This window comes from Micromonospora fulviviridis, assembly GCF_014648395.1.
Lineage (GTDB): Bacteria > Actinomycetota > Actinomycetes > Mycobacteriales > Micromonosporaceae > Micromonospora > Micromonospora fulviviridis.
In genome coordinates this window covers 1-24,519 of sequence record NZ_BMRA01000013.1, presented here as the reverse complement: position 1 = coordinate 24,519, position 24,519 = coordinate 1, and the positions used below count along the sequence as shown (strand labels likewise).

The window sequence follows — 24,519 nt, the reverse complement described above, 5'->3', positions numbered from 1 at the left end:
TGGGATCCCCGGCTGATGGCCGGGCACGCGCCGGACGGCCCCGGGCTGCTGCGCAACTTCGTCGGCGGCTCCTTCACCGACGCCGGGCCGCGGTTCACCAAGCGCAGCCCGGTCACCGGCGAGCCGGTCTTCGAGGTGGTCGAGGCCGGCGAGTCCGTCGTGGACGACGCGGTGACCGCCGCTCGGGCGGCGCTGCGCGGCCCGTGGGGCCGGATGGGCGAGCGGGAACGCGCCGAGGTGCTCCGCCGGGTCGCCGACGAGCTGGAACGCCGCTTCGACGACCTGGTGGCCGCCGAGGTCGCCGACACCGGTAAGGCCATCTCCCAGGCCCGCACGCTGGACATCCCCCGTGGGGCCGCCAACTTCCGGGCGTTCGCCGAGATCGTGGCGACCGCCCCGACCGAGTCGTTCACCACGGTCACCCCGACCGGCGGGCGGGCGCTGAACTACGCGGTCCGCAAGCCGGTCGGCGTGGTCGCGATCATCGTGCCGTGGAACCTGCCGCTGCTCCTGCTCACCTGGAAGGTCGCCCCGGCCCTGGCCTGCGGCAACGCCGTGGTGGTCAAGCCCAGCGAGGAGACCCCGGCGTCGGCGACCCTGCTCGCCGAGGTGATGGCCGCGGCGGGCGTGCCCGAGGGCGTGTTCAACCTGGTGCACGGCTTCGGCCCCGGCTCGGCCGGCGAGCACCTCACCCGGCACCCGGGCGTCGACGCGATCACCTTCACCGGGGAGTCGGCCACCGGCAGCGCCATCATGCGGGCCGCCGCCGACGGGGTGAAGGCGGTGAGCTTCGAGCTGGGCGGCAAGAACGCCGGCCTGGTCTTCGCCGACGCCGACCTGGACGCGGCGGTCGCCGGCTCGGTCCGGTCCAGCTTCACCAACGGGGGCCAGGTCTGCCTCTGCACCGAGCGGATCTACGTGCAGCGGCCGGTCTTCGAGGAGTTCACGGCCCGGCTGGCCAAGCGTGCCGACGAGCTGGCGTACGGCTGGCCGGCCGACGAGGCCACCGTCAACATGCCGCTGATCTCGCACGCCCACCGGGACAAGGTGCTCGGCCACTACGGGCTGGCCCGCACGGAGGGCGCCGAGGTGCGCGCCGGGGGCGGCACGCCGCGCTTCGGTGACGCCCGCGACGGGGGCGCGTACGTACAGCCGACCGTGCTCACCGGCCTGGGCCCGGACGCGCGCACCAACCGGGAGGAGATCTTCGGGCCGGTGGTGCACGTCGCACCGTTCGACGACGAGGACGAGGCGTACGCCCTGGCCAACGGCACCGACTACGGCCTGGCGGCGACCGTCTGGACCCGGGACGTGGGCCGGGCGCACCGGGCCGGGGCGCGGCTGGACGCCGGCATCGTCTGGGTGAACACCTGGTTCCTGCGCGACCTGCGCACCCCGTTCGGCGGCGTGAAGGCGTCCGGTATCGGCCGGGAGGGCGGGGTGCACTCGCTCGACTTCTACTCCGAACTCACCAACGTCTGCGTGGACCTCTCATGAGCGCGCGGGGTGCGCGCGACGGGCAGAATGGCCGGCGTCGTCAGCGCACGCAGCGAGGAGCCGGGATGACCGTCGACATCGAAGCCGCCAACCGGGAGCTGGCCGTGGCCCGGCAGGAGGAGAAGCCGTGCCCGCCGCTGCGCGGGCGGCTGCTGCCGGAGGGCGACATCGAGGCGGCCTACCAGGTGCAGCAGGTCTACACCCGGCAGCGGCTCGGCAAGGGTCACCGCCGGGTCGGCGCGAAGATCGGCCTCACCTCCCGGGCCGTGCAGGAGAACTTCGGCGTCTTCCAGCCCGACTTCGGGGTGCTCTTCGACGACATGGCCGTCGGCGACGGCGTCGAGGTGCCGATGAGCCGGCTGCTCCAGCCCCGGGTGGAGGCGGAGATCGCCTTCGTGCTCGGCGCCGACCTGCCCGACGAGCGGGTCACCACCGTCGACCTGATCCGGGCCGTCGACCACGTGCTGCCGGCCATCGAGATCGTCGACTCCCGGATCGCCGGCTGGGACATCTCCATCGTGGACACGGTGGCGGACAACGCCTCCAGCGGGCTCTTCGTGCTCGGCACCGCGCCCCGCCGGCTGGCCGACGTGGACCTGCGGCTCTGCGGCATGGTGCTGGAGCACGCCGGCGAGCCCGTCTCGGTCGGCGCCGGGGCGGCCTGCCTCGGCAACCCGTTGCACGCACTCCTTTGGCTGGCCGGCACCATGGCCCGCGCCGGTGACCCGCTGAAGGCCGGGGACGTGGTGCTCTCCGGGGCGCTCGGCCCCATGGTGCCCGTGACGCCGGGCGCGGCGTACGAGGCGCGGATCTCCGGGCTCGGCTCGGTGCGGACCTGTTTCTCCAAGGAGGCCTCATGACCGTCGGAGTGGCGGTGCTCGGGTCGGGCAACATCGGCACCGACCTGATGATCAAGGTGCTGCGGCTGAGCGGCGAGCTGCGCATGGTGGCGATGGCCGGGATCGACCCGGCGTCCGACGGGCTGGCCCGGGCGCGGCGGCTCGGCGTGGCCACCACCGCCGAGGGCGTCGACGGCCTGGTCGCCATGCCCGAGTTCGCCGACGTCGAGCTGGTCTTCGACGCCACCTCGGCGGGTGCGCACCGACGCCACGACGCGGTGCTGCGGGCGCACGGCCGGACCGTGGTCGACCTGACGCCCGCCGCCATCGGCCCGTACGTGGTGCCGCCGGTCAACCTCGACGAACACCTGCACCAGCCCAACGTGAACATGGTGACCTGCGGCGGGCAGGCCACCGTGCCGATCGTGCACGCGGTCGGCCGGGTCACCCCGGTCGCGTACGGGGAGATCGTCGCCTCGATCGCGTCGAAGTCGGCCGGGCCGGGCACCCGGGCCAACATCGACGAGTTCACCGAGACCACGGCCCGGGCCATCGAGGTGGTCGGCGGCGCCGAGCGCGGCAAGGCCATCATCGTGCTGAACCCGGCCGACCCGCCGCTGCTCATGCGGGACACCGTCTACTGCCTCTGCCCGGACGCCGACGCCGACCGCACCGCGATCGCCGCCTCCGTGGCCGACATGGTGAAGACCGTGCAGGAGTACGTCCCGGGCTACCGGCTCAAGCAGGACGTGCAGTTCGACCGGGTGGACACGTACGCGCCGGTGCTGGGCCGGCACTTCACCGGGCTCCAGGTCTCTGTCTTCCTGGAGGTCTCCGGCGCCGGGCACTACCTGCCCGCGTACGCCGGGAACCTGGACATCATGACCTCGGCCGCGCTGCGCACCGCCGAGCGGCTGGTGGCCCTGCGGGCGAAGGAGGTGCCGGCATGACCGACCTGTACATCCAGGACGTGACGCTGCGCGACGGCATGCACGCCATCGCCCACCGGTACACGGTGGACCAGGTGCGGACCATCGCCGCCGCGCTCGACGCGGCCGGGGTGGCCGCCATCGAGGTGGCGCACGGCGACGGGCTGGCCGGTTCCAGCGTCAACTACGGCCACGGTGCGGCCGGCGACGCCGACTGGATCGCCGCCGCCGCCGAGGTGCTGACCAACGCGCGGCTCACCACCCTGCTGCTGCCCGGAATCGGCACCATCGCCGACCTCAAGGCGGCCAAGGCGCTCGGGGTGACCAGCGTCCGGATCGCCACCCACTGCACCGAGGCGGACATCTCCGCCCAGCACATCTCCTGGGCCCGCGAGAACGGCATGGACGTCTCCGGGTTCCTCATGATGTCGCACATGAACGACCCGGCCGGGCTGGCCGCCCAGGCCAAGCTCATGGAGTCGTACGGGGCGCACTGCGTCTACGTCACCGACTCCGGCGGGCGGCTGCTCATGTCCGACGTGGCGCAGCGGGTCGACGCGTACCGGCAGGTGCTCGAACCGGAGACGCAGATCGGCATCCACGCCCACCACAACCTGTCCCTCGGGGTGGCGAACAGCGTGCTGGCGGTCGAGCACGGCCGGATCCCCGGCCCGGGGCCGGCCGGCGCGGACGCCCCGCACGGCCGGACCGTCCGGGTGGACGCGTCGCTGGCCGGCATGGGCGCGGGCGCCGGCAACGCCCCGCTGGAGGTCTTCGTGGCGGTCGCCGAGCTGCACGGCTGGAAGCACGGCTGCGACGTGTTCGCGCTCATGGACGCGGCCGACGACCTGGTCCGCCCGCTCCAGGACCGGCCGGTCCAGGTCGACCGGGAGACGCTCTCCCTCGGGTACGCGGGCGTCTACTCCAGCTTCCTCCGCCACGCCGAGCGCGCCTCGGCCAAGTACGGGGTGGACGTCCGCTCGATCCTGGTCGAGCTGGGCCGGCGCCGGATGGTCGGCGGCCAGGAGGACATGATCGTGGACGTGGCACTCGACCTGGCGAGCAAGGAGCACTCATGATCGGGCCGGACATTGCGGGGATCGCCGAGAAGCTGGGCGCGGCCGCCGACTCGGCCACCGCGATCCCGCAACTCGCCGCCGAGACCGGCCTCGACGTGGACGCCGCGTACGCCGTGCAGGCTGCCCTGCTGCAGCGTCGCCTCGACCGCGGCGAGCGGCTGGTCGGGCTGAAGATGGGGCTGACCAGCAAGGCGAAGATGGCCCAGGTCGGCGTGGACGAGGTGATCTGGGGCCGGCTCACCGACGTGATGCGGGTGCCCGACGGCGGCACGGTCGACGTGGCCGACTTCATCCACCCCCGGGTCGAGCCGGAGGTGGCGTTCCTGCTGGACCGCCTCCCCGAGCCCGGTGAGCCGGTCGGCGCGTTCAGCGAGGCGGTCCGCGCGGTCGCCCCGGCGATCGAGCTGATCGACTCCCGGTACGCCAACTTCACCTTCTCCCTGCCGGACGTGGTCGCCGACAACACCTCGGCCGCCGCGTTCGTGGTCGGGCCCTGGTCGCCGGTTCCGGACGGGCTGGACAACCTCGGCGTGCTGCTGGAGATCGACGGGCGGGTGGCGCAGGTCGGCTCGACGGCCGCGATCCTCGGCGACCCGCGCCGGGCCCTGGACGAGGGCATCCGGCTGGCCGGCCGGCACGGCGTCCGGCTCCGTGAGGGCTGGGTCTTCCTGGCCGGCGCGGCCACCGCCGCCGTGCCGCTGCGCCCCGGCGCGCACGTCCGGGCCGTCGTGGAGAAGCTCGGCACGGCGTCCCTGAAGGCGGCCGCATGACGGCCCGGGTGGTGGCCGGGAAGGCCGTGCCGCGCGGCGCCTTCCCGCACGTCAAGGTCGCCGGCGGGTTCGTCTTCGTCTCGGGTACGTCGTCGCGCCGGCCGGACAACACGTTCGCCGGTGTCTCGGTCGACGAGTTCGGCACCACCGACCTCGACATCCGGGCGCAGACCCGGGCGGTGGTCGGGAACATCCGCGACCTGCTCCGCTCGGTCGGCGCCGACCTGGGTGATCTGGTGCAGGTCACCAGCTACCTGGTCAACATGAACGACTTCGGTGGCTACAACGAGGTGTGGGCGGAGTTCTTCGACGCCACCGGGCCGACCCGGACCACGGTGGCCGTGCACCAGCTTCCGCACCCGCACCTGCTCATCGAGATGCAGGCCGTGGCCCTACGTCCGTCGGGAGGTCAGTCATGAGTGAGATCGCCGAGCCGTTCAGCTTCCAAGGCTGGATCGGGGAGAACCAGCACCTGCTCAAGCCGCCGGTGGGCAACAAGGAGATGCTGCCGGGCAGTGACGACTTCATCGTCATGGTGGTGGGCGGCCCGAACCAGCGGACCGACTTCCACGTCGACCCGTACGAGGAGTTCTTCTACCAGGTCAAGGGCAACATGCACATCAACCTCATGCTGCCCGAGGGGCCGCGTACGGTGCACGTGCGCGAGGGTCAGATGTGGATGCTGCCGCGCAACACCCCGCACTCGCCGCAGCGCCCCGAAACCGGCTCGATCGGCATGGTGATCGAGCGGGTCCGCGAGGAGGGCACGCTGGAGAAGTTCCAGTGGTACTGCCCCGAGTGCAGCCACAAGGTGCACGAGGTGGAGCTCCAGGTCCGCGACATCGCCGCCGACCTGCCCCCGGTCTTCGCGGAGTTCTACGCCGACGAGAAGGCCCGCACCTGCGGCAACTGCGGCGCCCTGCACCCGGGCAAGGGCTGATGCCGGGACCCGTCGTCGACGTGCACACGCATGTCGTACCCAAGGGGTGGCCGGACCTCGCCGCGGCCTGCGGCGGGTCCGGCTGGCCCTGGCTCCGGGTGGACTCCGAGCGCGCCGCCATGATCATGGTGGGGGAGACGGAGTTCCGGCCGGTCGGCGCGGAGTGCTGGGACCCGGAGACCCGCCTCGCCGACATGGCCGCCGACGGCGTCGACGTGCAGGTCGTCTCGCCGACCCCGGTCTTCTTCAGCTACGACCGCCCCGCCGACCAGGCCGTGAAGGTCGCCCGGATCTTCAACGACCTCACCCTGGAGGTCACCGCCGGGGGCGGTGACCGGCTGGTGCCGTTCTGCCAGGTGCCGTTGCAGGACCCGGACGCCGCCTGCGCCGAACTGGACCGCTGCCTGGCCGCCGGGCACGCCGGGGTGGAGATCGGCAACCACGTCGGCGACCGCGACCTCGACGACGCCGGCATCGTGCAGTTCCTGACCCACTGCGCCGAGGTCGGCGCGCCCGTCTTCGTGCACCCGTGGGACATGCCGGGCGGGCCCCGGCTGGACCGGTGGATGGCCCGCTGGCTGACCGGGATGCCGGCCGAGACGCACCTGTCGGTGCTGGCGCTGATCCTCGGCGGGGTGTTCGACCGGGTGCCGGAGACGCTGCGGATCTGCTTCGCGCACGGCGGCGGCAGCTTCCCGTTCTGGCTGGGCCGCGCCGACAACGCCTGGCACCGCCGCGGCGACCTGGTACGCGGCGCGTCCAGCGCCCCGCCCAGCGCCTACGTCGACCGGTTCAGCGTGGACTCGGTGGTCTTCGAGCCGGCCGCCCTGCGGCTGCTGGTCGACACCATGGGCGAGGACCGGGTGCTGGTGGGCAGCGACTACCCGTACCCGCTGGGGGAGCGCCCGGTCGGGCAGGTGGTCCGCAAGGCCGACTTCCTCAGCGCCGACCAGCGCGACAAGCTGCTGTCCCGCAACGCCCTGCGCTTCCTGCACGGCTGACCGCGGTACCGGCCGGCTGGCCGGCGCGTGAGAAGTGCATCAGGTGCAGGTCGCGGGCAGGATGACGGTATGGCCGAGCCGCACGACCTGACCGCGCTGGAGCAGGCCGCCGCGATCCGTCGGGGTGAGCTGTCCAGCGTGGAGCTGGTCGAGCACCACCTGCGCCGGGTGGACGCGCTCGCCGACACCCTCGGCGCGTTCGTCACCGTCACCCCGGAACGCGCGCGGGCGGCGGCCGCCGCCGCCGACGCGGTGCCGGCGGAGCGGCGCGGCCCGCTGCACGGGGTGCCGACCGCGATCAAGGACCTCACGCTCACCGCCGGCGTACGCACCACCTTCGGCTCGGCGGCCTTCGCCGACTTCGTGCCGCCGGTCGACGCCGACGTCGTCCGGTTCATGGCCGCCGCCGGGCTGGTGAGCCTCGGCAAGACCACCACCTCCGAACTGGGCTGCTCGCTCTACTCGGAAGGGCTCGTCGCGCCGCCGGCCCGCAACCCGTGGGGCCTCGGCTACACGGCGGGCGGGTCCAGCGGCGGGGCGGCGGCCGCCGTGGCCGGCGGTCTGGTGCCGGTGGCGCAGGGCTCCGACGGCGGCGGTTCGCTGCGCATCCCGGCGGCCCTCTGCGGCCTGGTCGGCTACAAGCCCAGCCGGGGGCTGGTTTCCAGCGGCCCGCTCGGCTTCGGGGCCTTCGGGCTGCCCACCAGCGGCCCCCTCGGCCGGACCGTGACCGACGTGGCCGCGCTGCTCGACGTGCTGGCGCAGCCGGTGCCCGGCGAGCCGTACCTGCCGCCCGCCGCGCCCACCGGCGGCTACCTGGGCGCCGCCCGGGACGCCGCGCCGGGCCGGGTGCGGATCGGCCGGTTCACCGCCCCGATGCTCGCCGACGAGCCGGTCCACCCGGACTGCGTGGCCGCCGTCGACCGGGCCGCCGCGCTGCTCACCGAAGCCGGCCACGAGGTGGTCGACGTCCCCGCGCCGCTCGGCCCCGACGCGTGGCCGCTCTTCGAGACCGTCTGGTACGTGCTGGCGCTCGCCCCGGTGCCGGCGGAGCGGGAGAGCGACCTGCTGCCGCTGACCCGGTTCCTCCGCGACCGGGGCGCGGCCGTCGGCGCCGGCCCGCTGATGGCCGCGCTCGGCGAACTCCAGGCCCAGGTACGCCGCGGCGTGCGCCGTACCGCCGGGTGCGACCTGCTACTCTGCCCGACCCTGGCGGCCCCGCAGGCGCCGGTGGGGTCGTTCGCGAGCCTCGGCCCGGCCGAGGATTTCGACCGGCAGCGCCGGTTTTCGCCGTACTGCGCCATCTTCAACGTCACCGGCGACCCGTCCGTTTCCCTGCCGGTCGGCCGGACCGGTGACGGGATGCCGGTCGGTGTGCTGCTCACCGGCCGGTACGGCGACGACGCGACATTGATAGCCACTGCCGCGCAACTGGAGCACGGGTGTGGCGGGTGGGATCAGCACCCCGCAATCTGGCGGGCCGTCGACTCCGCTAACGTGAACAGCACAAGCGGAGTCGGGCGCGCGTCGTCATGACCGTCCACCCGACCCGGAACATTCCTGGTCTCTCTTTCCGCCTGGGGGCGTTGGGATTGTCTGTTACCGAGACGTTGCTGGTCTTCGTCGGCATCCCGGCGGCCGCCGTGCTGGTGATCGCCGGGCTGGCGGCCGCGGGCAACCGTGGCGGTGGCGGTGGCGGCGCCAAGCGCTACCGGCCCGGCCGGCCGTTCGACTTCACTCCGGTCTGGTTCCTGGGCCGTCCGGAGCAGCTGGCCGACTCGGCCGGCACCGCACTGGCCGCCGGGGCGCAGGCGCCGGCGCTGACCAGTCGCAAGCAGGAGCAGGCCGGCCGGGAGGCGCCGGCCGGTGGAACCGGAGGCGCAAGTGACCGTTGGTGAGAAGCAGGCCGCGACGGGGACCGGTACCCCGCCCGAGGTCCTGGACGGGCCGTTCTCGACCCGTCAGCTGCTCCGCATCGACGAGGCGCTCCGCCTGGCCGACCAGGGCACCGGCCTGGTCTTCTCGGTCTACGTGGGCGGCCTCGACGAGCCGATCCGGGAGCACGCCGGGCGGCTGCACCGCCAGCTCGCCGACCCGGACAGGTCCGTGCTGATCGCCGTGTCGCCCAACCAGCGGCAGCTTGAGATCATCACCGGCCGGTACGCGCGCAAGCGCATCCCGGACACGTACGCCAAGCTGGCCGCACTCTCCATGGTGGCCTCGTTCGGCGGCGGCGACCTGGCCGGCGGCATCATCCAGGGCCTCGACCAGCTCGCCAGCCACGCCGGCAAGGGCTGAGCCCACCCGCACACGACAGAGCCCGGCCCGCGAAACGCGGGCCGGGCTTCTTCGTGTCTACCGCCGGTCGGGGCGGGGCGGCCCGAGCCCGGGCCGCCCCCGAGGATCAGGCGCTCCGGGCGTCCCGGGCGCGGGCGTTGAGGGCGCGGGACACGCCGTCGCGACCCTCCGCGACCAGCCGGCGCAGCGACGCCGGGTGGCCCTCCTGGGCCAGCCAGGCGTCGGTGGCCGCCACCGTGTCCTCCTCGACCAGGTACGCCGGGTAGGCGAGCTGGACGAACTCCTGCGCCGGCTCGCTGTCCCGCTGCGCCCACACCTGCGCCGCCGCGGCGAAGTACTTCTCCCGGTACGGCGCGGTGAGTTCCACCTGCGCCGGGTGGGTGAAGCCCTGCAGCAGCGCCCGGTTGCGCCAGTTCGGCAGCGCCTCCGGGCCGGTGAGCTCCGCCCACACCGCCGCCTTGTTCTCGGCCGTCGGCACGAGCGCGTGCGCGTACGCGGCCTCCCGCTCGCCGCTGGCGGTCCGGTCGCCGGCCAGCTCGGCCTCCACCTCGGCGGCCCCGGCCGCGCCGTTGGCCACCAGCGACTGGAGGACGGTCCAGCGCAGCTCGGTGTCCACGGTCAGCCCGTCCGGCACACCGGCGCCGTCCAGCCAGCCGCGCAGCGTGGCCAGGTCCTCGTCGGAGCGGGCCGCGGAGGCGTACGCCCGGGCCCAGGCGAGCTGGAAGCCGCTGCCCGGCTCGGCCGCGGCGAGAGCGGTCCGGGCGGTCCGGGCCAGCTCGGCCCAGCCGGTCGGCGCCCAGGCCGGGTCGGCGTAGAAGGTGAGCGTGGTGGTCGCCTGGCGCAGGGTGGCGGTGACCAGGTTGATGTCGGTCTCGGCCGGCAGCCCGGCCAGCACGAGCGCCACGTAGTCCCGGGCCGACAGCTCGGCGTCCCGGGTCATGTCCCAGGCGGCGGTCCAGCAGAGCGCGCGGGCCAGCGACGAGTCGAAGCCCGCGATGTGCTGCACCACGGTCGCCATCGACCGCTCGTCGAGCCGCAGCTTGGTGTAGGTGAGGTCGTCGTCGTTGAGCAGCAGCACGTCGGCGGCGGGCCTGCCGTGCAGCACGGACAGCTCGGTCAGCTCGCCGGTCACGTCCACCTCGACCCGCTCCCGGCGGACCAGCCGCCCGTCGGTCAGGTCGTAGAGGCCCACGCCGATCCGGTGGGTGCGCAGGGTCGGGTGCCCGGCGGGCGCCTCCTGCCGGACCAGCACCCGCTCGTACGCGCCGTCGGCGCCGATGGTCACCTCGGGGCGCAGCGTGTTGACCTGCGCGGTCTCCAGCCACTGGGCGGCGAACTTGCGCAGCTCCCGGCCCGAGGCCGTCTCCAGCTCGGAGAGCAGGTCGTCGAAGGTGGCGTTGCCCCAGGCGTGCTTGCCGAAGTAGGCGCGCAGGCCGGCCAGGAACGGCTCCTCGCCCACGTACGCGACCAGCTGCTTGAGCACGCTGGCGCCCTTGGCGTAGGTGATGCCGTCGAAGTTGACCTCGACGGCCTCCAGGTCCGGCATCTCGCAGTAGACCGGGTGGGTGGAGGAGAGCTGGTCCTGCCGGTAGCCCCAGTTCTTCCGGATGGACAGGAAGGTCGTCCACGCGTCGGAGAAGCGGGTGGCGTGGGTGTTGCACCAGTGGCTGGCCCACTCGGCGAACGACTCGTTCAGCCACAGGTCGTTCCACCAGCGCATGGTGACCAGGTCACCGAACCACATGTGCGCCAGCTCGTGCAGGATCGTGTTGGCGCGCTGCTCGTACTCGAAGTCGGTGACCTGCGAGCGGAAGATGTAGTGCGACTCGGCGTGCGTGACGCAGCCGAAGTTCTCCATCGCGCCGGCGTTGAAGTCCGGCACCCAGAGCTGGTCGTACTTGGGCAGCGGGTAGCGCACCTGGAACTTCTCGTGGAAGAAGTCGAAGCCCTGCTTGGTGATCAGGAACAGGTCGTCCGCGTCCATGTACCGCGCCATCGAGGCCCGGCAGTAGACGCCCAGGTCGATGCCGTCGTGGCTGTCCCGCACCTCGTGGTACGGGCCGGCGCAGAGCGCCGTGATGTAGGTGCTCATCCGCGCCGACTCGGCGAAGTGGACGGTCTTGAGCCCCTCGCCGGCCGGCTCCTCGCGCTCCACCGGCATGTTGGACACCACCCGCCAGTGGTCCGGGACGGTGGCGTGCCAGGTGTAGACGCTCTTCAGGTCGGGCTGGTCGAAGCAGGCGAAGACCTTCTGCGCGTCGGCCGTCTCGAACTGGCTGTAGAGGTAGGTCTCACCGTCCACCGGGTCGACCGTGCGGTGCAGGCCCTGCCCGCTGTTGGAGTAGCCGAAGTCGGCGTCGACCACGAGGACGTTCTCGTCGGCCAGGCCGGTGAGGGTGAGGCCCTTCTCGGCGGACCAGCCGGCGAGATCGACGGGCGTGCCGTTCAGCGTCGCCGACCGCACCGACTCGGCGGCCGTCTCGATGAAGGTGCTCGCCCCCGGCTCGGCGCAGCGGAACCGGACCTCGGTCACCGACCGGAAGGTACGGCCGTCGGCCTGCACCGCGGTCGACAGGTCAAGCTTGATGTCGTACCCGGTGACGTCGAGCAGGCGGGCCCGCTCGGTGGCCTCGACCTGGGTCAGGTTGCGCACTCCCGGCACTGTTCGTCTCCATCCCACTCGTCTCGCCGCGCCCCGCGGCACCGGCCTCCCGGCCCGCTCGTGACGGCCGGTCCGAAACCGAGTCTTCCATGCACGGACACCCTTCGGTGGCCGAGGTCACGCTCTCATTCCGGTACCGGTCGATGCCGGTTGGGGTGAGGATCGGAGGGGAAGGCGCCGGAGCTCCGGCGTTGTGGAGTCGCGAAGGGATGACACCGTGACCGAACGTGTCGCCGTGGACATGTGGTTCGACCCGCTGTGCCCGTGGGCGTGGATCACCTCCCGCTGGCTGCTGGAGGTCGAGCAGGTCCGGGACGTGGACATCCGGTTCCACGTGATGAGCCTCTCGGTGCTCAACGAGGGCCGGGACCTGCCGGAGCAGTACCAGGATCTGATGAAGAAGGGCTGGGGCCCGGTGCGCGTCTGCATCGCGGTCGAGCAGGCGCACGGCGGGGAGGTGCTGGGGAAGCTCTACACCGCGATGGGCACCCGGATCCACCTCGGCAAGGAGGAGCTGGGCCGGGACATGCTGGCCGGCGCGCTCACCGATGTCGGCCTCGACCCGGCGCTCGCCGACGCGGCCGAGTCGACCGAGTACGACGAGGCGCTGCGGGCCAGCCACGAGGCGGGCATGCGGCCGGTCGGCACCGACGTGGGCACCCCGGTGATCCACGCCCCGGGCCCGGACGGCGGGCAGGTGGCCTTCTTCGGCCCGGTGATCACCCCGGCGCCGAAGGGCGAGGCGGCCGGCCGGCTCTGGGACGGCGTCCTGCTGGTGGCCGGCACGCCCGGCTTCTACGAGCTGAAGCGCAGCCGGGAGGTCGGCCCGGTCTTCGACTGAGGCCGTGCCGGACGAGCCCCGCGCCGCCCCGTCACCGGGCCGGTGCGGGGCTCGTTTCACCGGGTGTCCCAGCCGGCGGCCCGTCCGGGGCCGCAGCCCGGCAGCTCCTGGAGGCGTTCCCATGGGTAAGCACCGCCGCCGCCTGTCCGCCGACCCGCCGGAGACGGCGACCGAGGACTCCGGCGCGACGTACTGGTCGGTGGCCGAGGGCGACTGGCCGGCGGTCCCGGCCGAGATGGCCGGCCTGCTGGCTCCGCCGATCGTGGTCGGCGTCGCCCGGGTGGTGGCCACCTCGCGGATGACCCCGCCCGCCGATGCGGGCGTGCCGGCCCGGACCCCGGGCACGGTCCGCACCAGCGCCGCGGCGGGCCGCCCGGCCCCGTCCGGGACGACGACGGTCCGGCTCACCGCCTCCGGCGGCTCCCGGCCGGCCGCCCCGACGCCGGGCGGGAGCGCGGCCCCCGGCCGGCACCGCACCGGCTGACCGCGTCCCCTTTCATCTGGTGGACGGCGCGCGGGTCCGGCACCGTCGCCCCGGACGGCGCGGGTAGCGTCAGCGGGCATGACGGTCGTGCATCCGATCGCCCGGGCCTGGATCACCACTGGCGGCACCGGCGCGCAGAACTACGACGAGTTCGCCGACGACGCGGAGATCACCGCCATCGTCGAGACGAACCCGCACAGTGCCCTGGGCATCGAGATGCCCCACCGGGCGCCCGGGAGCCTCGGGAAGTCCTTCCTCGACGCGCTCCCCGACGCGGTGGCCCGCCTCGCCGAGGCGAAGGCGGACGGCAGCTACACCCCGGCCGAGCAGGTGGTGGTCCTCTACCGGATCAGCGCGCCGGGCGAGGAGAGCGCGTACGGGCTGTTCGCCATGGTCGACACCGACCAGATCTCCACCCGGGCCGACGAGCCCGGCCTGGTGATCCGCAACGAGGACGTGTTCATCGCCAAGGTGCGGGAGCGCGTCGCCCTGGCCGAGGCGCTGGGTCACCTGCTCTCGCCCGTACTCCTGCTCCAGACCGGGCGCGGCGACGAGCTGCACGCGGCGCTCGCGGCGGCGACCGAGTCCGCCGGCGCGCCCGCCGCCACCGACGTGGACCAGGCCGGCCGCACGCACGCCATCTGGCTGCTCGGCCCGGGCCCGGCGCAGGACGAGCTGACCGCCCTGGCGGGCGGCGGCGAGCTGGTGGTCGCCGACGGCAACCACCGCAGCCTGGCCGCGCAGACCGGCGGCTTCCCGCGCTTCCTGTCGGTGATCACCACGCCGGCGTCGGTCGCCATCCAGCCCTACAACCGGCTGGTCAGCGAGCTGACCACCACCCCCGACGAGCTGCTCGACCGGCTCCGCGCCGCCGGCGCGGAGATCACCCCGATCGCCGGCCCGGTCGACGTCCCGGCGACCGGCGGCACCGTGCACCTCCACCTCGCCGGCCAGGGGTACGCGGTGAGCCTGCCGCACGTCGGCGGCGACCGGCTGGAGAACCTCGACCACGCGCTGGTCGAGCGGCTGCTGCTGCGCGACGCGCTCGGCCTCGACCCGGGCGACAAGCGGATCACCTACGTGGGCGGCGACTACCCGGCGAGCTGGCTCACCGGCGAGGTCGACGCGGGCCGGGCCGAGCTGGCCGTCCTCGTGGCGCCGGTGACCGTGGACGACTTCGTCGCGGTGAACCTGGCCCGGGAGAAGATGCCGCGCAAGAGCACCTGGTTCACCCCGAAGGCGCGGGCCGGCCTGGTCGTCGCCGAGCTTCCTCGCGCAGCCGTGTGACGAATCCGCCTCCGTGCCGCCGCCCGCGCGCCGGCACGGGGGCGGGCCTGTCAGACTGCGCGGTATGCGCGTCTACCTGGGATCCGATCACGCCGGTTTCGAGCTGAAGGTGCACCTCGCCAACCACCTGGCCAAGCAGGGGTACGAGGTGGTCGACGTCGGCCCGCACGCCTTCGACCCGGACGACGACTACCCGGCGTTCTGCCTGCACACGGGGCAGCGCGTGGTCGACGATCAGGGCAGCCTCGGTGTGGTCATCGGCGGCTCCGGCAACGGCGAGCAGATCGCCGCCAACAAGATCGCCGGGGTCCGGGCGGCGCTCGCCTGGAACATCGACACCGCCCAGCTGGCCCGCGAGCACAACGACGCCAACATCGTGGCGGTCGGCGCCCGGCAGCACACCCTGGACGAGGCGACCGCCCTGGTCGAGGCGTTCCTCACCACCCCGTTCTCCGGCAACCCCCGGCACGCCCGCCGGATCGCCCAGGTCGCCGACTACGAGCAGAGCCGGGAGCTTCCCGAACTGCCCGCCTGACGCGTCGCCGACGGGCGCGCCGCGCGGGTCGCGCCCGTCACCGCCCGGTGCGGGGCAGCTCCTCGCGGGGCACCCAGTTGCGGCGGACGATCACCACCCGGGCCTCGGCCTCGGCCAGGTCCTCGTCGGTCGGCCGGGCGGCGTCCCGCGCCCGCAGCGCGGCCGTCACGCTCACCTGCGACGAGCCGGAGCCGACCAGGCCGCGCAGCCCCCGCTCGCCCTCGTCGGCGGGCGGTCCCGGGCGCCGGCCGCGGGGCTCGTCCGGCTCGGCGCGTCGTGCACCCCGCGGCGCCCGGGAGCCGTCGTCGTCGTGCACCCCGGCCGTGCTCGCGGTCAGGCCGTCGCCGTCGGGTGACCCGCCGTCGCCGTGGTGCCGCAATCGCCGTCGCCGTCGCTCCGCATCGCCCACCCTGCGACCGTACCGCCCGGCGCGGGCCGCCGTCCCCGACCGACCAGGCCGGCGATCATGAGGTTGGCGTCGACGGCCCGCGCGGATCGCCGCAGGGTGGGGGCGGCGGGTCGTCAGAAGACCTCCATGGGGGCGGGGGCGCGGTGCCAGCCGAAGGCGGCCGCCGCCGTCGCCACCGTTCCCGGGACCAGCTCCCGGACGCGGCCGGCGGCGGTGAGCGCGGCCAGGCCGGCGCCGCCCAGGTAGAGCTCGCCGAGGGCGCGGACGTCGCAGGCAAGCCCGGCCGGCGCCGCGGTGGCCGTGCACTCCGCCCCGGACGGGCCGCCGACCAGCCGCCACCGGCCGGCGTTCTCGGGCAGCAGGTCGTCGGTGACCTCGACCACCACGTCGACGTCGGTGGCGTACCGGCGGGCGGCCAGCGCGGCCGGCACGTCCACGACGCGCACCCAGAGGGCGTCGGCGAGCTGGGCGCCGAGCTGCCGCGGCTCGTCCACCAGCCGGAACAGCGGCTCGTCCACGGCGGCGATCGGGAAGGACACTCGGCGGGTCAGGTCGATCGAGAGCAGCAGCCGCCACAGCGCCAGGTACGCCTCCGACCGGGCGGCCACCACCTCGCCCACCTGGACCTCGGCCCGCGGCCCGGTGCCGGCCCACTCCTCCTTCGTCCGGTAGAGCGCGTACCCGTCGAGGCCGTCCGGCCCGTCGTGCAGCAGCACCCGGCGCTCGGTGGCGCCGCCCCGCAGCCCCTTCACGTCGGCGAGGACGTAGTCCCACCAGCGCTCGTCCCGGCCCGACCAGCCGGGGCGGTCGGCGCGTACCCGCTCGTACAGCCGGGCCAGCTCGGCCCGGTGCGGGTCCGGCCGGTCCAGGCGGAGGGTGCCCTCGGCGGGCGTCGGGTCCGGCAGGCGCAGCCCGAGGGTGTCGCCGGCCAGCACGAACCGCTGCGCGGCCAGGCCGTAGCCGAAGCGGGGATAGATCCGGCCCTCGCTGGCCCAGAGCACCGCGATCGGCTCCCGGCCGGCGTCGCGGACCTCGCGGAGCTGCCGGCGCATCAGCGCGGTGAGCAGCCCGCGCCGGCGGTGCGTGGGGGCCACGGAGACCATGGTCACGTGCGCGGCCGGCACGCTGGCCCCCGGAACGGCCAGGTCGCGGCTGAACGCCGCCGCGTGCGCCACGGCGGTGCCGCCGTCGCGGACCAGCAGCGACCGGTCCGGTTCGAAGATCCCGCGCTCGACCTTCAGCAGTTCGGGGTCGACGTCCCCGTGGAAGGCGAGCGCCAGCAACGCGGCGATCTCGTCGAAGTCCTCGGCCCGGGGCACCAGCGCGTCAATCATCGGATGTGTCTAACCCATCACCTTCGGGGTCGGCACCCTATTTGCCGGCTCGCTACCCTCGGAACCGTGGCCGGCGTGGGTCGAGGGGGAGGACACGAGATGGCGGACCAGACACAGCCGTGGGCCGAGCGGACGGTCGAGGTGCCGCCGCAGCCCGGCGTGGTGCCCCCGCAGCGGGACGCGTTCCGGCGTGGGGTGGCGGCGGTCGGCCAGCCCCGTGCGCCCCGGACCGAGCAGTTCCCCGCCGTCGACCCCGCCGACTGGACGGGCGAGTCGTCGCCCCGGCGACCGATGGGTTGGCACCTCGCCCAGCTCCGCCGGGGCGGGGAGTGGAGCGCCGCGGGCGCCCTGTTCGCCTTCGTCTGCTGGGGCATCTGGGCGATCTCCGGCCGGGGCGACCTGACCGCCCCGCTGCTCACCTTCGTCCTCAGCCTGCTCACCGCCGCCGGCCTGTTCGCCCTGGCCCGCCTGCTCGGCCGGCTGGTCCTGGAGCGGCAGCTCGGCCGGGTGCGGCGCAGCGCCCGCGGGGCGCACCTCGTGACCGCGCTCTTCCTGGCCGGCGTGGGGGTGGCCTACCTCCAGCAGACCGAGTGGGTGGTCTCCGCCTGGAACTGGGTGACCGGCAACTGAACACCGTGGCCGCGGGCGGGACGGCCCCCCGCCGCCCGCCCGCGTGCCCGGTCGCGGAACGCCGCGACGCCGGTCGTCACTCCACCAGGACGGCGCTCGCATTACCCGGCCGGACGCGGTTCATCCGTCGCCCGGTGGGCTGAGCGGTCACCGCCCTCGGCGTCGGCCTTTCCAGAGGCGACCGCCCACCGCCGCGGCCGGGCCGTTCACCGAGCCGGGGCGCGCTTCCGGCGCACCGACCCCGGCCGGCCGTCGTGCCGGCCCGGGGTCGCGACCAGCATGGCGGTATGGGCGCGTATCGATCAGCGTACGAGCGGAGCCTCGCCGACCCGGCCGGCTTCTGGCGGGAGGCCGCGGCGGACCTCGACTGGCACCGGGCACCGGAGCGGATCCTCGACGACAGCGCGGCGCCGCTGTACCGCTGGTTCCCCGACGGGGAGCTGAACACCTGCCACAACGCGCTCGACCGGCACGTGGCGGCCGGCCGGGGCGACCAGCCCGCGCTGATCCACGACAGTCCGGTCACCGGCACGGTCCGCACCCTCACGTACGCCGAGCTGCTCGCCGAGACCGCCCGGTTCGCCGGTGCGCTGCGCCGGCTCGGCGTCGGCCGGGGCGACCGGGTGCTGCTCTACCTGGCCATGGTGCCGGAGGCGGTGATCGCCATGCTGGCCTGCGCCCGGATCGGCGCGGTGCACTCGGTGGTCTTCGGCGGCTTCGCCGCCCACGAACTGGCCGTCCGCCTCGACGACGCGCGGCCGACCGTGGTGGTCGCCACCTCCTGCGGCATCGAGGTGGACCGGGTGGTGCCCTACCACCCGATCCTCGCCGCAGCGCTGGACGAGGCGACCCACGCCCCGGCGCACTGCGTCATCGTGCAGCGCCCCCAGGAGCCCGCTCCGCTGGTCGCCGGCCGCGACCTGACCTGGGACGAGGCGATGGCCGACGCCGAGCCGGTGGAGTGCGTGCCGGTCGCCGCCACCGACCCGCTCTACATCCTCTACACCTCCGGCACCACCGGCCGCCCCAAGGGCGTGGTCCGGGACAACGGCGGGCACGCCGTGGCGCTGCGCTGGTCGATGCGGAACGTCTACGGCATCGAGCCGGGCGACGTCTTCTGGGCGGCCTCCGACGTGGGCTGGGTGGTCGGCCACTCCTACATCGTGTACGCGCCGCTGCTCACCGGCGCGACCACCGTGCTCTACGAGGGCAAGCCGGTCGGCACCCCGGACGCCGGGACGTTCTGGCGGGTGGTCGCCCAGCACCGCGTGGCGGCCCTGTTCACCGCCCCCACCGCGATCCGGGCGATCCGCCGGCAGGACCCGGACGGCGCGCTCCTGGCCGGCCACGACCTGAGCAGCCTGCGCGCCCTCTTCCTGGCCGGTGAGCGGCTGGACCCGGACACCTGGGCGTGGGCGGGGGAGCGGCTCGGCGTGCCCGTGGTGGACAACTGGTGGCAGACCGAGACCGGCTGGCCGGTGGCGGCCAACCCGCGCGGCCTGGAACCGCTGCCGATCAAGCCCGGCTCCCCGTCGGTGCCCGTCCCCGGCTACGACGTCCGGGTGGTCGACGCCGGCGGCCGGGAGGTGCCGCCGGGCACCGACGGCTCCATCGTGATCCGGCTGCCCCTGCCGCCCGGCTGCCTGCCCACCCTGTGGGGCGACGACGAGCGCTACGTCCGCTCCTACCTCGCCACCTTCCCCGGCTACTACCTGACCGGCGACGGCGGCCGGTTCGACGACGACGGCTACCTCTACGTGATGGGCCGCACCGACGACGTGATCAACGTGGCCGGGCACCGCCTCTCCACCGGGGCGATGGAGGAGGTGCTGGCGGCGCACCCGGCCGTCGCCGAGTGCGCGGTGATCGGCGTGGCCGACGCGCTCAAGGGCCAGGTGCCCAGCGGGTACGTGGTGCTCAAGGCCGGCGCCGACGCGGACCCGGACGCGCTCGCCGGTGAGCTGGTCGCCCTGGTCCGGCAGCGGATCGGGCCGGTGGCCGCGTTCCGCCGGGTGACCGTGGTGCCGGCGCTGCCCAAGACCCGCTCCGGCAAGATCCTCCGCCGGGCCATGCGGGGGCTGGTCGAGGGGCGGGACGAGCCGGTGCCGCCGACCATCGACGACCCGGCGGCGCTGGCCGTCTTCCGCGACCTCGGCGCTACTCCTTGACGAAGCGGTGGAGGACGAAGTCCTCCTCCGAACCGCACGCGATGACCTGGGTGTTCCAGGAGCAGGAGTCGCCCCGGACGTCCTTCAGCTCGCCGAGCTGGGCCACCTTGCCCGACCCGGTGCCCACCCCGGCCACGCTGCGGTCGTCCACCCCGCTGCCCAGCGGGTCGGCGAAGACCAGCAGGTTGCCGGCGTCGACCCGGACGGCCACCCCGTCCTCGTCGTCGAGCACCTTCGTCCCGTCCGGCGCGAAGAGGGTCGCCGCCGGCTCCGGGTAGATCCGCCGGGCCAGCACCCGCTCGCCGACCGACACCAGCTGGGTCATCCCCGGCGCCGCCCACCGCTTGACGCCCTTGCCCTCCTGCGCGGCCACCACCACGGCGGTCTTGTCGTCGGAGCTGGTCACCTCCAGCAGGCAGGCCCGGTGCTCCCCGCACGGCGCCAGCGCCTTGCCCCGGCGGTTGTCGTCCTCCGCCCGGTAGAGCACGCTCGGCTGCGCCTGCTTCCCCAGGTCGTACGCGAGCAGCCGCCCGTCGTCGCCGGCCACGTAGAGCCGGTCCTCGTGCGCGGCCACCAGGTCGTCCGGCTCGGCCACCGCCTTCCAGTCGCGGATCACGTCGCCTGATCCGAGGTCGATGAGCCGGACCGACTTGTCCGCGCTCACCTGCACGAGTTGCTCGACCGGGCCCTGCTCCGGGTCGCGGGGCGAACCGTCGCCGTACCCGGGGCCGGACACCGCCTCGTCGGTGGTCACCGGGTGCACGCTGTCGCGCGCGTTGCCGTACTGGTCGGTCAGGTCGGGCAGTGACCACTTCTCGTCGCCGTTGCTCAGCTTGAGCCCGACCAGCCGCTTCCGCTCCTGGTCGGTGAGCGCCACCACGTCCCTGCCCACGAACATCTCGTCGTCCCCGTGCACGGTGTGCCGCCAGCGCGGCTGGCCGGACCCACCGTCGAGCACCTCCAGCTCGCGGGGCGTGCTGCTGCCCGACGCGTCCGCGAGCAGCCCCACTGCGCCGGGCAGCGCGACCACACCGGCCCACTGGTCGGCCGTGGTGGCGCTCTCCTTGCGCCACAGCTCCTTGCCGGTGCCCGCCTCGACGGCCACCACCGCCAGCCGGTCGTCCTCACGCGGATAGGCCAGGTAGGCCCGGTCGCCCGCGACCGCCGTGAACATCTCCACGGGCCGCTCCCCGCCCGCCGCGACCCGGACGCCCTTGCCGAACGCCTCGAAGTCCAGCTCCGGGTGGCGGTCCCGGGTCAGGTAGAGCACGGTCGCGGTGGCCACCCCGACCAGGGCCGCCACCGCGCCCACCGAGATCCACAGCGCCCGCCGGCGCCGGCCACCGCCGGTCGGCGCGGCCGGCGACCCGGGCGCCCCGTTCCCGGGTACGCCGGGCCAGCCCGGCCACGCGCCCGGCTGGTGCGGGACACCGGGGCCCTGCGGAGGTACGCCGCCGACCGGCGAGCCGGGCGGGAGGGGCGCGGCTGCCGGCGTACCCGGGACGGGTGAGTGCGGGGCCACGGCGGTGCCGCGCGGTCCGGCGGCGAGCGGCGTGCCGTTCGGTCCCGCGGCGACGGTCGTGCCGTCCGGTCCAGTGGCGCTGCCAGCCGGGAGAACGGGGGTCTTCGGATCGGCGGCAGCCGTCGCCATCCCGGCGGGCAGCGTGCCGGCGGGACCCAGGCCGGGCAACGTGCCGGCCTGGCCCGCCGCAGGCTGGTCGGCTCCGGCGAGCGGCGACGTGGTGGGCTCGCCGAGCCCGGATCCGGCCGGCCGCTCCGCGGCGGGAAGCGGTGGCGTGCCGGGGTCGAGCAACGTGCCGGCCGGGCCGACGCCCGGGGTCGCGGCGGCCGGCGGGCCGGCGAGGGCCGCGCCGGCCGGCGCAAGCGGCAGCGGCGGGGCGGCCGGGCGGTTCCGGCGCAGCGGCAGGTCGGTCAGCGCGCCCTCGGCGACCGGCAGCTCGGGCTGCTCCAGCACGGTGGGCGCGATCCCCAACTCGGCGTGGAGCAGCCGCGCCACCAGGGGAATCCGGGACGAGCCGCCCACCAGGAACAGCCCGGCGAGCCGCTCCGGGGTCAGCCCGGCCGCGGCGATCACCCGCCGGGTCTCGGCGACCGCCCGCCGCAACAGCGGGGTGGCCACCCCCTCCAGCTCCGCCCGGCTCAGCGACACGGCGGCCGGCACCCCCGGCACCGCCACCGGCGCCGCCGTCGTCCGCGACAACATCTCCTTGGCGCCCCGGACGTGCTCGACGAACTGCAGCCGCTCCCGCCACTGGGTGGTGTCGGCCGGCTCGCTCAGCCGCGCCCACTGCGCCGGGTGGGTGGCGGCGACCCGCGCACCGACCAGCGCGAGCAGGGCGGCGTCCAGGTCCAGCCCGCCCAGGTCGTCGAGGCCGCCGCAGGAGATCACCCGGAAGCCGGAGTCACCCCAGGGGTCCGCGCCCTCGTTGCGGACCACGGCGACGTCCAGCGTCCCGCCGCCGAAGTCGAAGACCGCCACCGACTCGCCCACCGGGACGGGCCGGCGCAGCACCTCGGTGTAGTAGCGGGCCGCCGCGACCGGCTCGCGCAGCAGCCGCGTGCCGGGCGGGGTGGGACCGGACAGCGTGTGCTCGGCCGCCGACGGCCAGCCGGCCAGGGCGAGCGCCTCGGCGAGCACCTGCCGCCGGCCGGCGTCCCAGGTGGCCGGGCAGGTGACCACCGCGGGCGGCAGGAACCCCAGCGCGCCCACCGCGGCCTCGCCCACCGCCCGCAGCACCGCGCCGAGCAGCTCGGCCGGGGTGTGCCGGCGGTCGCCGAGCGTCACCTCCGGCTCGTCGACGCGGCGCTTGGGGTTCGGCTCGTAGCGGTCGGGGTCGGCATGGGCCAGTCGCAGCGCGTCCCGCCCCACGTGGAGGCGCCCGTCGGTGTCGGCGTACACACCGGACGGCAGGATCGGGTCACCGTCCACGAGCAGCGGTCGGGTACGCCCGTCCGGCCAGCGCAGCACGGCCACGGTGTTCGAGGTGCCGAGGTCCACGCCGAGGGCGAAACCGTCCTGCTGGCCTGACATCCGTCACTACCTCCACCCGACGAGGTGACGTTCGGCCCCGCATCGTACGCAGCCCTCGCCGTACGCCGTTCTGCGGTGGGCGGCGCGGAAAGCCAGGTGCGGTGTACGACCCGGACCGGCCACCATGACCGGATGATCGAAGCACGCAGCGCGGCCGGGGCGGTGCCGCCCGCTGTCACCGAGGCCGTCGCCGCAGCCGTGGGCGGGAAGCCCGATGATCTGCGCCGGCTCCTGACTGCCTTGTCCGCTGTGGACGCGGGCGGCGACGTCGACGCGGCCCGGGCGACCCTGCGTCTGCTGGCCGGGCAGCCCCGCCTGCTGACCCGGCTCGACGAGCACGTCCGGTGGAACCCCTGGCGACCGCCGTACCGGTCGTCGGACGTCGACCGGCTGGCCGCCGCGCTCACCCGGCCGACGGTCGGTCCGGTGGCGGTCGCCGTAGCGGCCAGCCATCCGGACGGCCGTATCCGGGAACGGGCGGTCCGTGTGCTGCTGTCCCGACCCGTGCCGGAGCTGACCCCGTTCCTGGTGCTGCGCACCGCCGACTGGGTGCGGCCGGTGCGCGACGCCGCCCGCGCCGGCCTGGCGCTGCTGCTCGCCGATGAGCCGGCCGCGTACCTGCCGGCCGCCGTGCCGGCCACCGCGCTGGTCTCCGTCCGGAGCCGCGGCGGCTTCGCGGTCCAGCAGGTCACCGCCGCGCTGCAGGCCGCGCCCGCCCGGCTCCGCGCCGAGGTGGCCCGCAGCGCGCCGGCCGCGCAGCGGCGCGCCTTGTTCGACCTGGATCTGGCGCACGCGCGGATGCGGCTGGACGACATGCTCGCCGCCGTCACCGACCGGGATGTCCGGGTGCGCGCCCGGGCCGCCGAGGCCGCCGCCCGCGAGGCGGTCTGGACCGGCCGCCTGCCCGTGCTGCACCGGCTCGCCGGCAACCGGCACGCCGAGGTACGGGCCTTGGGCCTGACCGGGCTGCTCCGCCTCGGTCGGCACGCCGAGGTGGCCGCCTTCCTCGACGACCGGCATCAGCTGGTCCGCGCCATCGCCCGCGAGGCGGCCCGCCGGGAGGGAACCGACGCCCCGGCCGCCTACCGAGCGATGGTCACCGGCGGGACACCGAGCGTCGGCGCGGTCGCCGGGCTGACCGAGGTGGGCGACCCCAGCGACGCACCACTGCTGCACCCGCTGCTCGTTCATCCGGATCCGCGGCTACGTGCCGCCGGCGTACGCGGCCTGGCCCAGTTGGGCGCCGTGCCGGTGCCGCTGGTCGTGCCGCTGTTGCGCGACCCCGCCGCCGGAGTGGTCCGGGAGGCGGCCACGGCGCTGCGCCCGATCAGCGGCGCGCTCCCACCCGAGCTGCCCTGGGCGCTGCTCGCCGACGAGCGGGTGGAACTCCGTCGCGCCGGCTACCGGCTGCTCGGCACCCGCCCGCCGGCGCTGCGGCTGCGGGCCGGACTGCTCCTCGTCGAGGACCCGGATCCGCGGCTGGCGGAGCGTGCTCGCGCCGATCTGACCGGGCTGGCCCGGGCCACCGTGCGGACCTACCGCTGGGAACCGTCGCCCCCGGAGCTGGAGCTGACCGTGCAGTCGCGGGCCGAACTGCTCCGGCTGACCGCGGCGGTCGAGCCGGCCCTCGGCGCACAGATCATCGAGCGACTGACCGAGTGGCTGCACCGCGGCTGAGGCCGAGCGGGTCGCGCCAATGGTGGTGGTGGAGCGGGCGACGGGAATCGAACCCGCACCGTCAGTTTGGAAGAGCGCGCTCAATCGGTC

Annotated in this window: 22 protein-coding genes; 18 read left to right on the top strand and 4 right to left on the bottom strand. The window is 74.8% G+C overall.

Features of this window, described 5'->3' with window-relative positions; all coding sequences use genetic code 11:
- Nucleotides 1-15: 15 nt before the first annotated feature.
- From IEY96_RS27930 to IEY96_RS27880, 11 genes are all read left to right on the top strand, one after another.
- Nucleotides 16-1,497 (top strand): 2-hydroxymuconic semialdehyde dehydrogenase, encoded by a 1,482-nt coding sequence (locus IEY96_RS27930; RefSeq protein ID WP_189197912.1) that lies wholly within the window; start codon nucleotides 16-18, stop codon nucleotides 1,495-1,497.
- 65 nt (nucleotides 1,498-1,562) lie between these two features.
- A complete protein-coding gene (locus tag IEY96_RS27925; RefSeq protein ID WP_189197789.1) occupies nucleotides 1,563-2,357 on the top strand; it encodes a 2-keto-4-pentenoate hydratase in 795 nt (264 codons plus the stop codon).
- Nucleotides 2,354-3,286, top strand: coding sequence for an acetaldehyde dehydrogenase (acetylating) (locus IEY96_RS27920; RefSeq protein ID WP_189197788.1), 933 nt, complete (start codon nucleotides 2,354-2,356; stop codon nucleotides 3,284-3,286). The genes IEY96_RS27925 and IEY96_RS27920 overlap by 4 nt, the downstream gene beginning before the upstream one ends.
- A complete protein-coding gene (gene dmpG / locus IEY96_RS27915; RefSeq protein WP_189197787.1) occupies nucleotides 3,283-4,344 on the top strand; it encodes a 4-hydroxy-2-oxovalerate aldolase in 1,062 nt (353 codons plus the stop codon). The genes IEY96_RS27920 and dmpG overlap by 4 nt, the downstream gene beginning before the upstream one ends.
- Complete coding sequence (locus IEY96_RS27910) at nucleotides 4,341-5,114, top strand: 2-keto-4-pentenoate hydratase (protein WP_189197786.1); 774 nt, start codon at nucleotides 4,341-4,343, stop codon at nucleotides 5,112-5,114. Before dmpG ends, IEY96_RS27910 begins: the two co-directional genes overlap by 4 nt.
- On the top strand, nucleotides 5,111-5,533 hold the full coding sequence (locus IEY96_RS27905; RefSeq protein ID WP_189197785.1) for a RidA family protein: 423 nt from the start codon (nucleotides 5,111-5,113) through the stop codon (nucleotides 5,531-5,533). The genes IEY96_RS27910 and IEY96_RS27905 overlap by 4 nt, the downstream gene beginning before the upstream one ends.
- Entirely contained in the window at nucleotides 5,530-6,054 is a 525-nt protein-coding gene (locus IEY96_RS27900) for a 3-hydroxyanthranilate 3,4-dioxygenase (RefSeq protein ID WP_189197784.1), read from the top strand. Before IEY96_RS27905 ends, IEY96_RS27900 begins: the two co-directional genes overlap by 4 nt.
- Nucleotides 6,054-7,055: an amidohydrolase family protein gene (locus IEY96_RS27895; protein WP_189197783.1), complete on the top strand. Its 1,002-nt coding sequence runs from the start codon at nucleotides 6,054-6,056 to the stop codon at nucleotides 7,053-7,055. Before IEY96_RS27900 ends, IEY96_RS27895 begins: the two co-directional genes overlap by 1 nt.
- Before the next feature lie 69 nt (nucleotides 7,056-7,124).
- Nucleotides 7,125-8,588, top strand: a complete 1,464-nt coding sequence (locus IEY96_RS27890) for an amidase (protein WP_189197782.1) — start codon at nucleotides 7,125-7,127, stop codon at nucleotides 8,586-8,588.
- Nucleotides 8,589-8,644: 56 nt separating this feature from the next.
- On the top strand, nucleotides 8,645-8,950 hold the full coding sequence (ctaJ, locus tag IEY96_RS27885) for an aa3-type cytochrome oxidase subunit CtaJ (RefSeq protein ID WP_444543428.1): 306 nt from the start codon (nucleotides 8,645-8,647) through the stop codon (nucleotides 8,948-8,950).
- A complete protein-coding gene (locus IEY96_RS27880) occupies nucleotides 8,937-9,350 on the top strand; it encodes a DUF5130 family protein (RefSeq protein ID WP_189197781.1) in 414 nt (137 codons plus the stop codon). Before ctaJ ends, IEY96_RS27880 begins: the two co-directional genes overlap by 14 nt.
- A gap of 106 nt (nucleotides 9,351-9,456) precedes the next feature.
- Here IEY96_RS27880 and pepN read toward each other — a convergent pair whose 3' ends face one another.
- Nucleotides 9,457-12,003: an aminopeptidase N gene (gene pepN / locus IEY96_RS27875; protein WP_189197780.1), complete on the bottom strand. Its 2,547-nt coding sequence runs from the start codon at nucleotides 12,001-12,003 to the stop codon at nucleotides 9,457-9,459.
- Between the two features lie 226 nt (nucleotides 12,004-12,229).
- On the opposite strand from pepN, the gene IEY96_RS27870 reads away from it, so the two are divergent.
- The 4 genes from IEY96_RS27870 to IEY96_RS27855 all read left to right on the top strand — a co-directional run bounded on the left by IEY96_RS27870 (nucleotide 12,230) and on the right by IEY96_RS27855 (nucleotide 15,159).
- On the top strand, nucleotides 12,230-12,853 hold the full coding sequence (locus tag IEY96_RS27870) for a mycothiol-dependent nitroreductase Rv2466c family protein (RefSeq protein ID WP_091319089.1): 624 nt from the start codon (nucleotides 12,230-12,232) through the stop codon (nucleotides 12,851-12,853).
- A gap of 121 nt (nucleotides 12,854-12,974) precedes the next feature.
- Nucleotides 12,975-13,337, top strand: a complete 363-nt coding sequence (locus IEY96_RS27865) for a hypothetical protein (RefSeq protein ID WP_189197779.1) — start codon at nucleotides 12,975-12,977, stop codon at nucleotides 13,335-13,337.
- A 78-nt stretch (nucleotides 13,338-13,415) separates the two neighbouring features.
- Nucleotides 13,416-14,624, top strand: coding sequence for a DUF1015 family protein (locus IEY96_RS27860; RefSeq protein ID WP_189197778.1), 1,209 nt, complete (start codon nucleotides 13,416-13,418; stop codon nucleotides 14,622-14,624).
- 64 nt (nucleotides 14,625-14,688) lie between these two features.
- Nucleotides 14,689-15,159, top strand: a complete 471-nt coding sequence (locus IEY96_RS27855) for a ribose-5-phosphate isomerase (protein ID WP_189197777.1) — start codon at nucleotides 14,689-14,691, stop codon at nucleotides 15,157-15,159.
- A 37-nt stretch (nucleotides 15,160-15,196) separates the two neighbouring features.
- Here the strand turns inward: IEY96_RS27855 and IEY96_RS27850 are convergent, their stop codons facing one another.
- Together IEY96_RS27850 and IEY96_RS27845 are read right to left on the bottom strand one after the other, a co-directional pair.
- Nucleotides 15,197-15,568 carry a hypothetical protein gene (locus IEY96_RS27850; RefSeq protein ID WP_189197776.1) on the bottom strand — a complete coding sequence of 124 codons (372 nt, stop codon included), beginning with the start codon at nucleotides 15,566-15,568 and terminating at the stop codon, nucleotides 15,197-15,199.
- Between the two features lie 113 nt (nucleotides 15,569-15,681).
- A complete protein-coding gene (locus tag IEY96_RS27845; protein WP_189197775.1) occupies nucleotides 15,682-16,902 on the bottom strand; it encodes a GNAT family N-acetyltransferase in 1,221 nt (406 codons plus the stop codon).
- A gap of 99 nt (nucleotides 16,903-17,001) precedes the next feature.
- Between IEY96_RS27845 and IEY96_RS27840 the strand changes: the two genes are divergently transcribed.
- Both IEY96_RS27840 and IEY96_RS27835 read left to right on the top strand, forming a co-directional pair.
- Complete coding sequence (locus IEY96_RS27840; RefSeq protein WP_189197774.1) at nucleotides 17,002-17,532, top strand: hypothetical protein; 531 nt, start codon at nucleotides 17,002-17,004, stop codon at nucleotides 17,530-17,532.
- 287 nt (nucleotides 17,533-17,819) lie between these two features.
- On the top strand, nucleotides 17,820-19,700 hold the full coding sequence (locus IEY96_RS27835; RefSeq protein ID WP_189197773.1) for a propionyl-CoA synthetase: 1,881 nt from the start codon (nucleotides 17,820-17,822) through the stop codon (nucleotides 19,698-19,700).
- Here the strand turns inward: IEY96_RS27835 and IEY96_RS33240 are convergent.
- On the bottom strand, nucleotides 19,690-22,752 hold the full coding sequence (locus tag IEY96_RS33240; RefSeq protein WP_189197772.1) for an Hsp70 family protein: 3,063 nt from the start codon (nucleotides 22,750-22,752) through the stop codon (nucleotides 19,690-19,692). The genes IEY96_RS27835 and IEY96_RS33240 overlap by 11 nt on opposite strands.
- Before the next feature lie 132 nt (nucleotides 22,753-22,884).
- On the opposite strand from IEY96_RS33240, the gene IEY96_RS27825 reads away from it, so the two are divergent.
- Nucleotides 22,885-24,429: a HEAT repeat domain-containing protein gene (locus tag IEY96_RS27825; protein ID WP_189197771.1), complete on the top strand. Its 1,545-nt coding sequence runs from the start codon at nucleotides 22,885-22,887 to the stop codon at nucleotides 24,427-24,429.
- The last annotated feature ends 90 nt before the right edge of the window (nucleotides 24,430-24,519 follow it).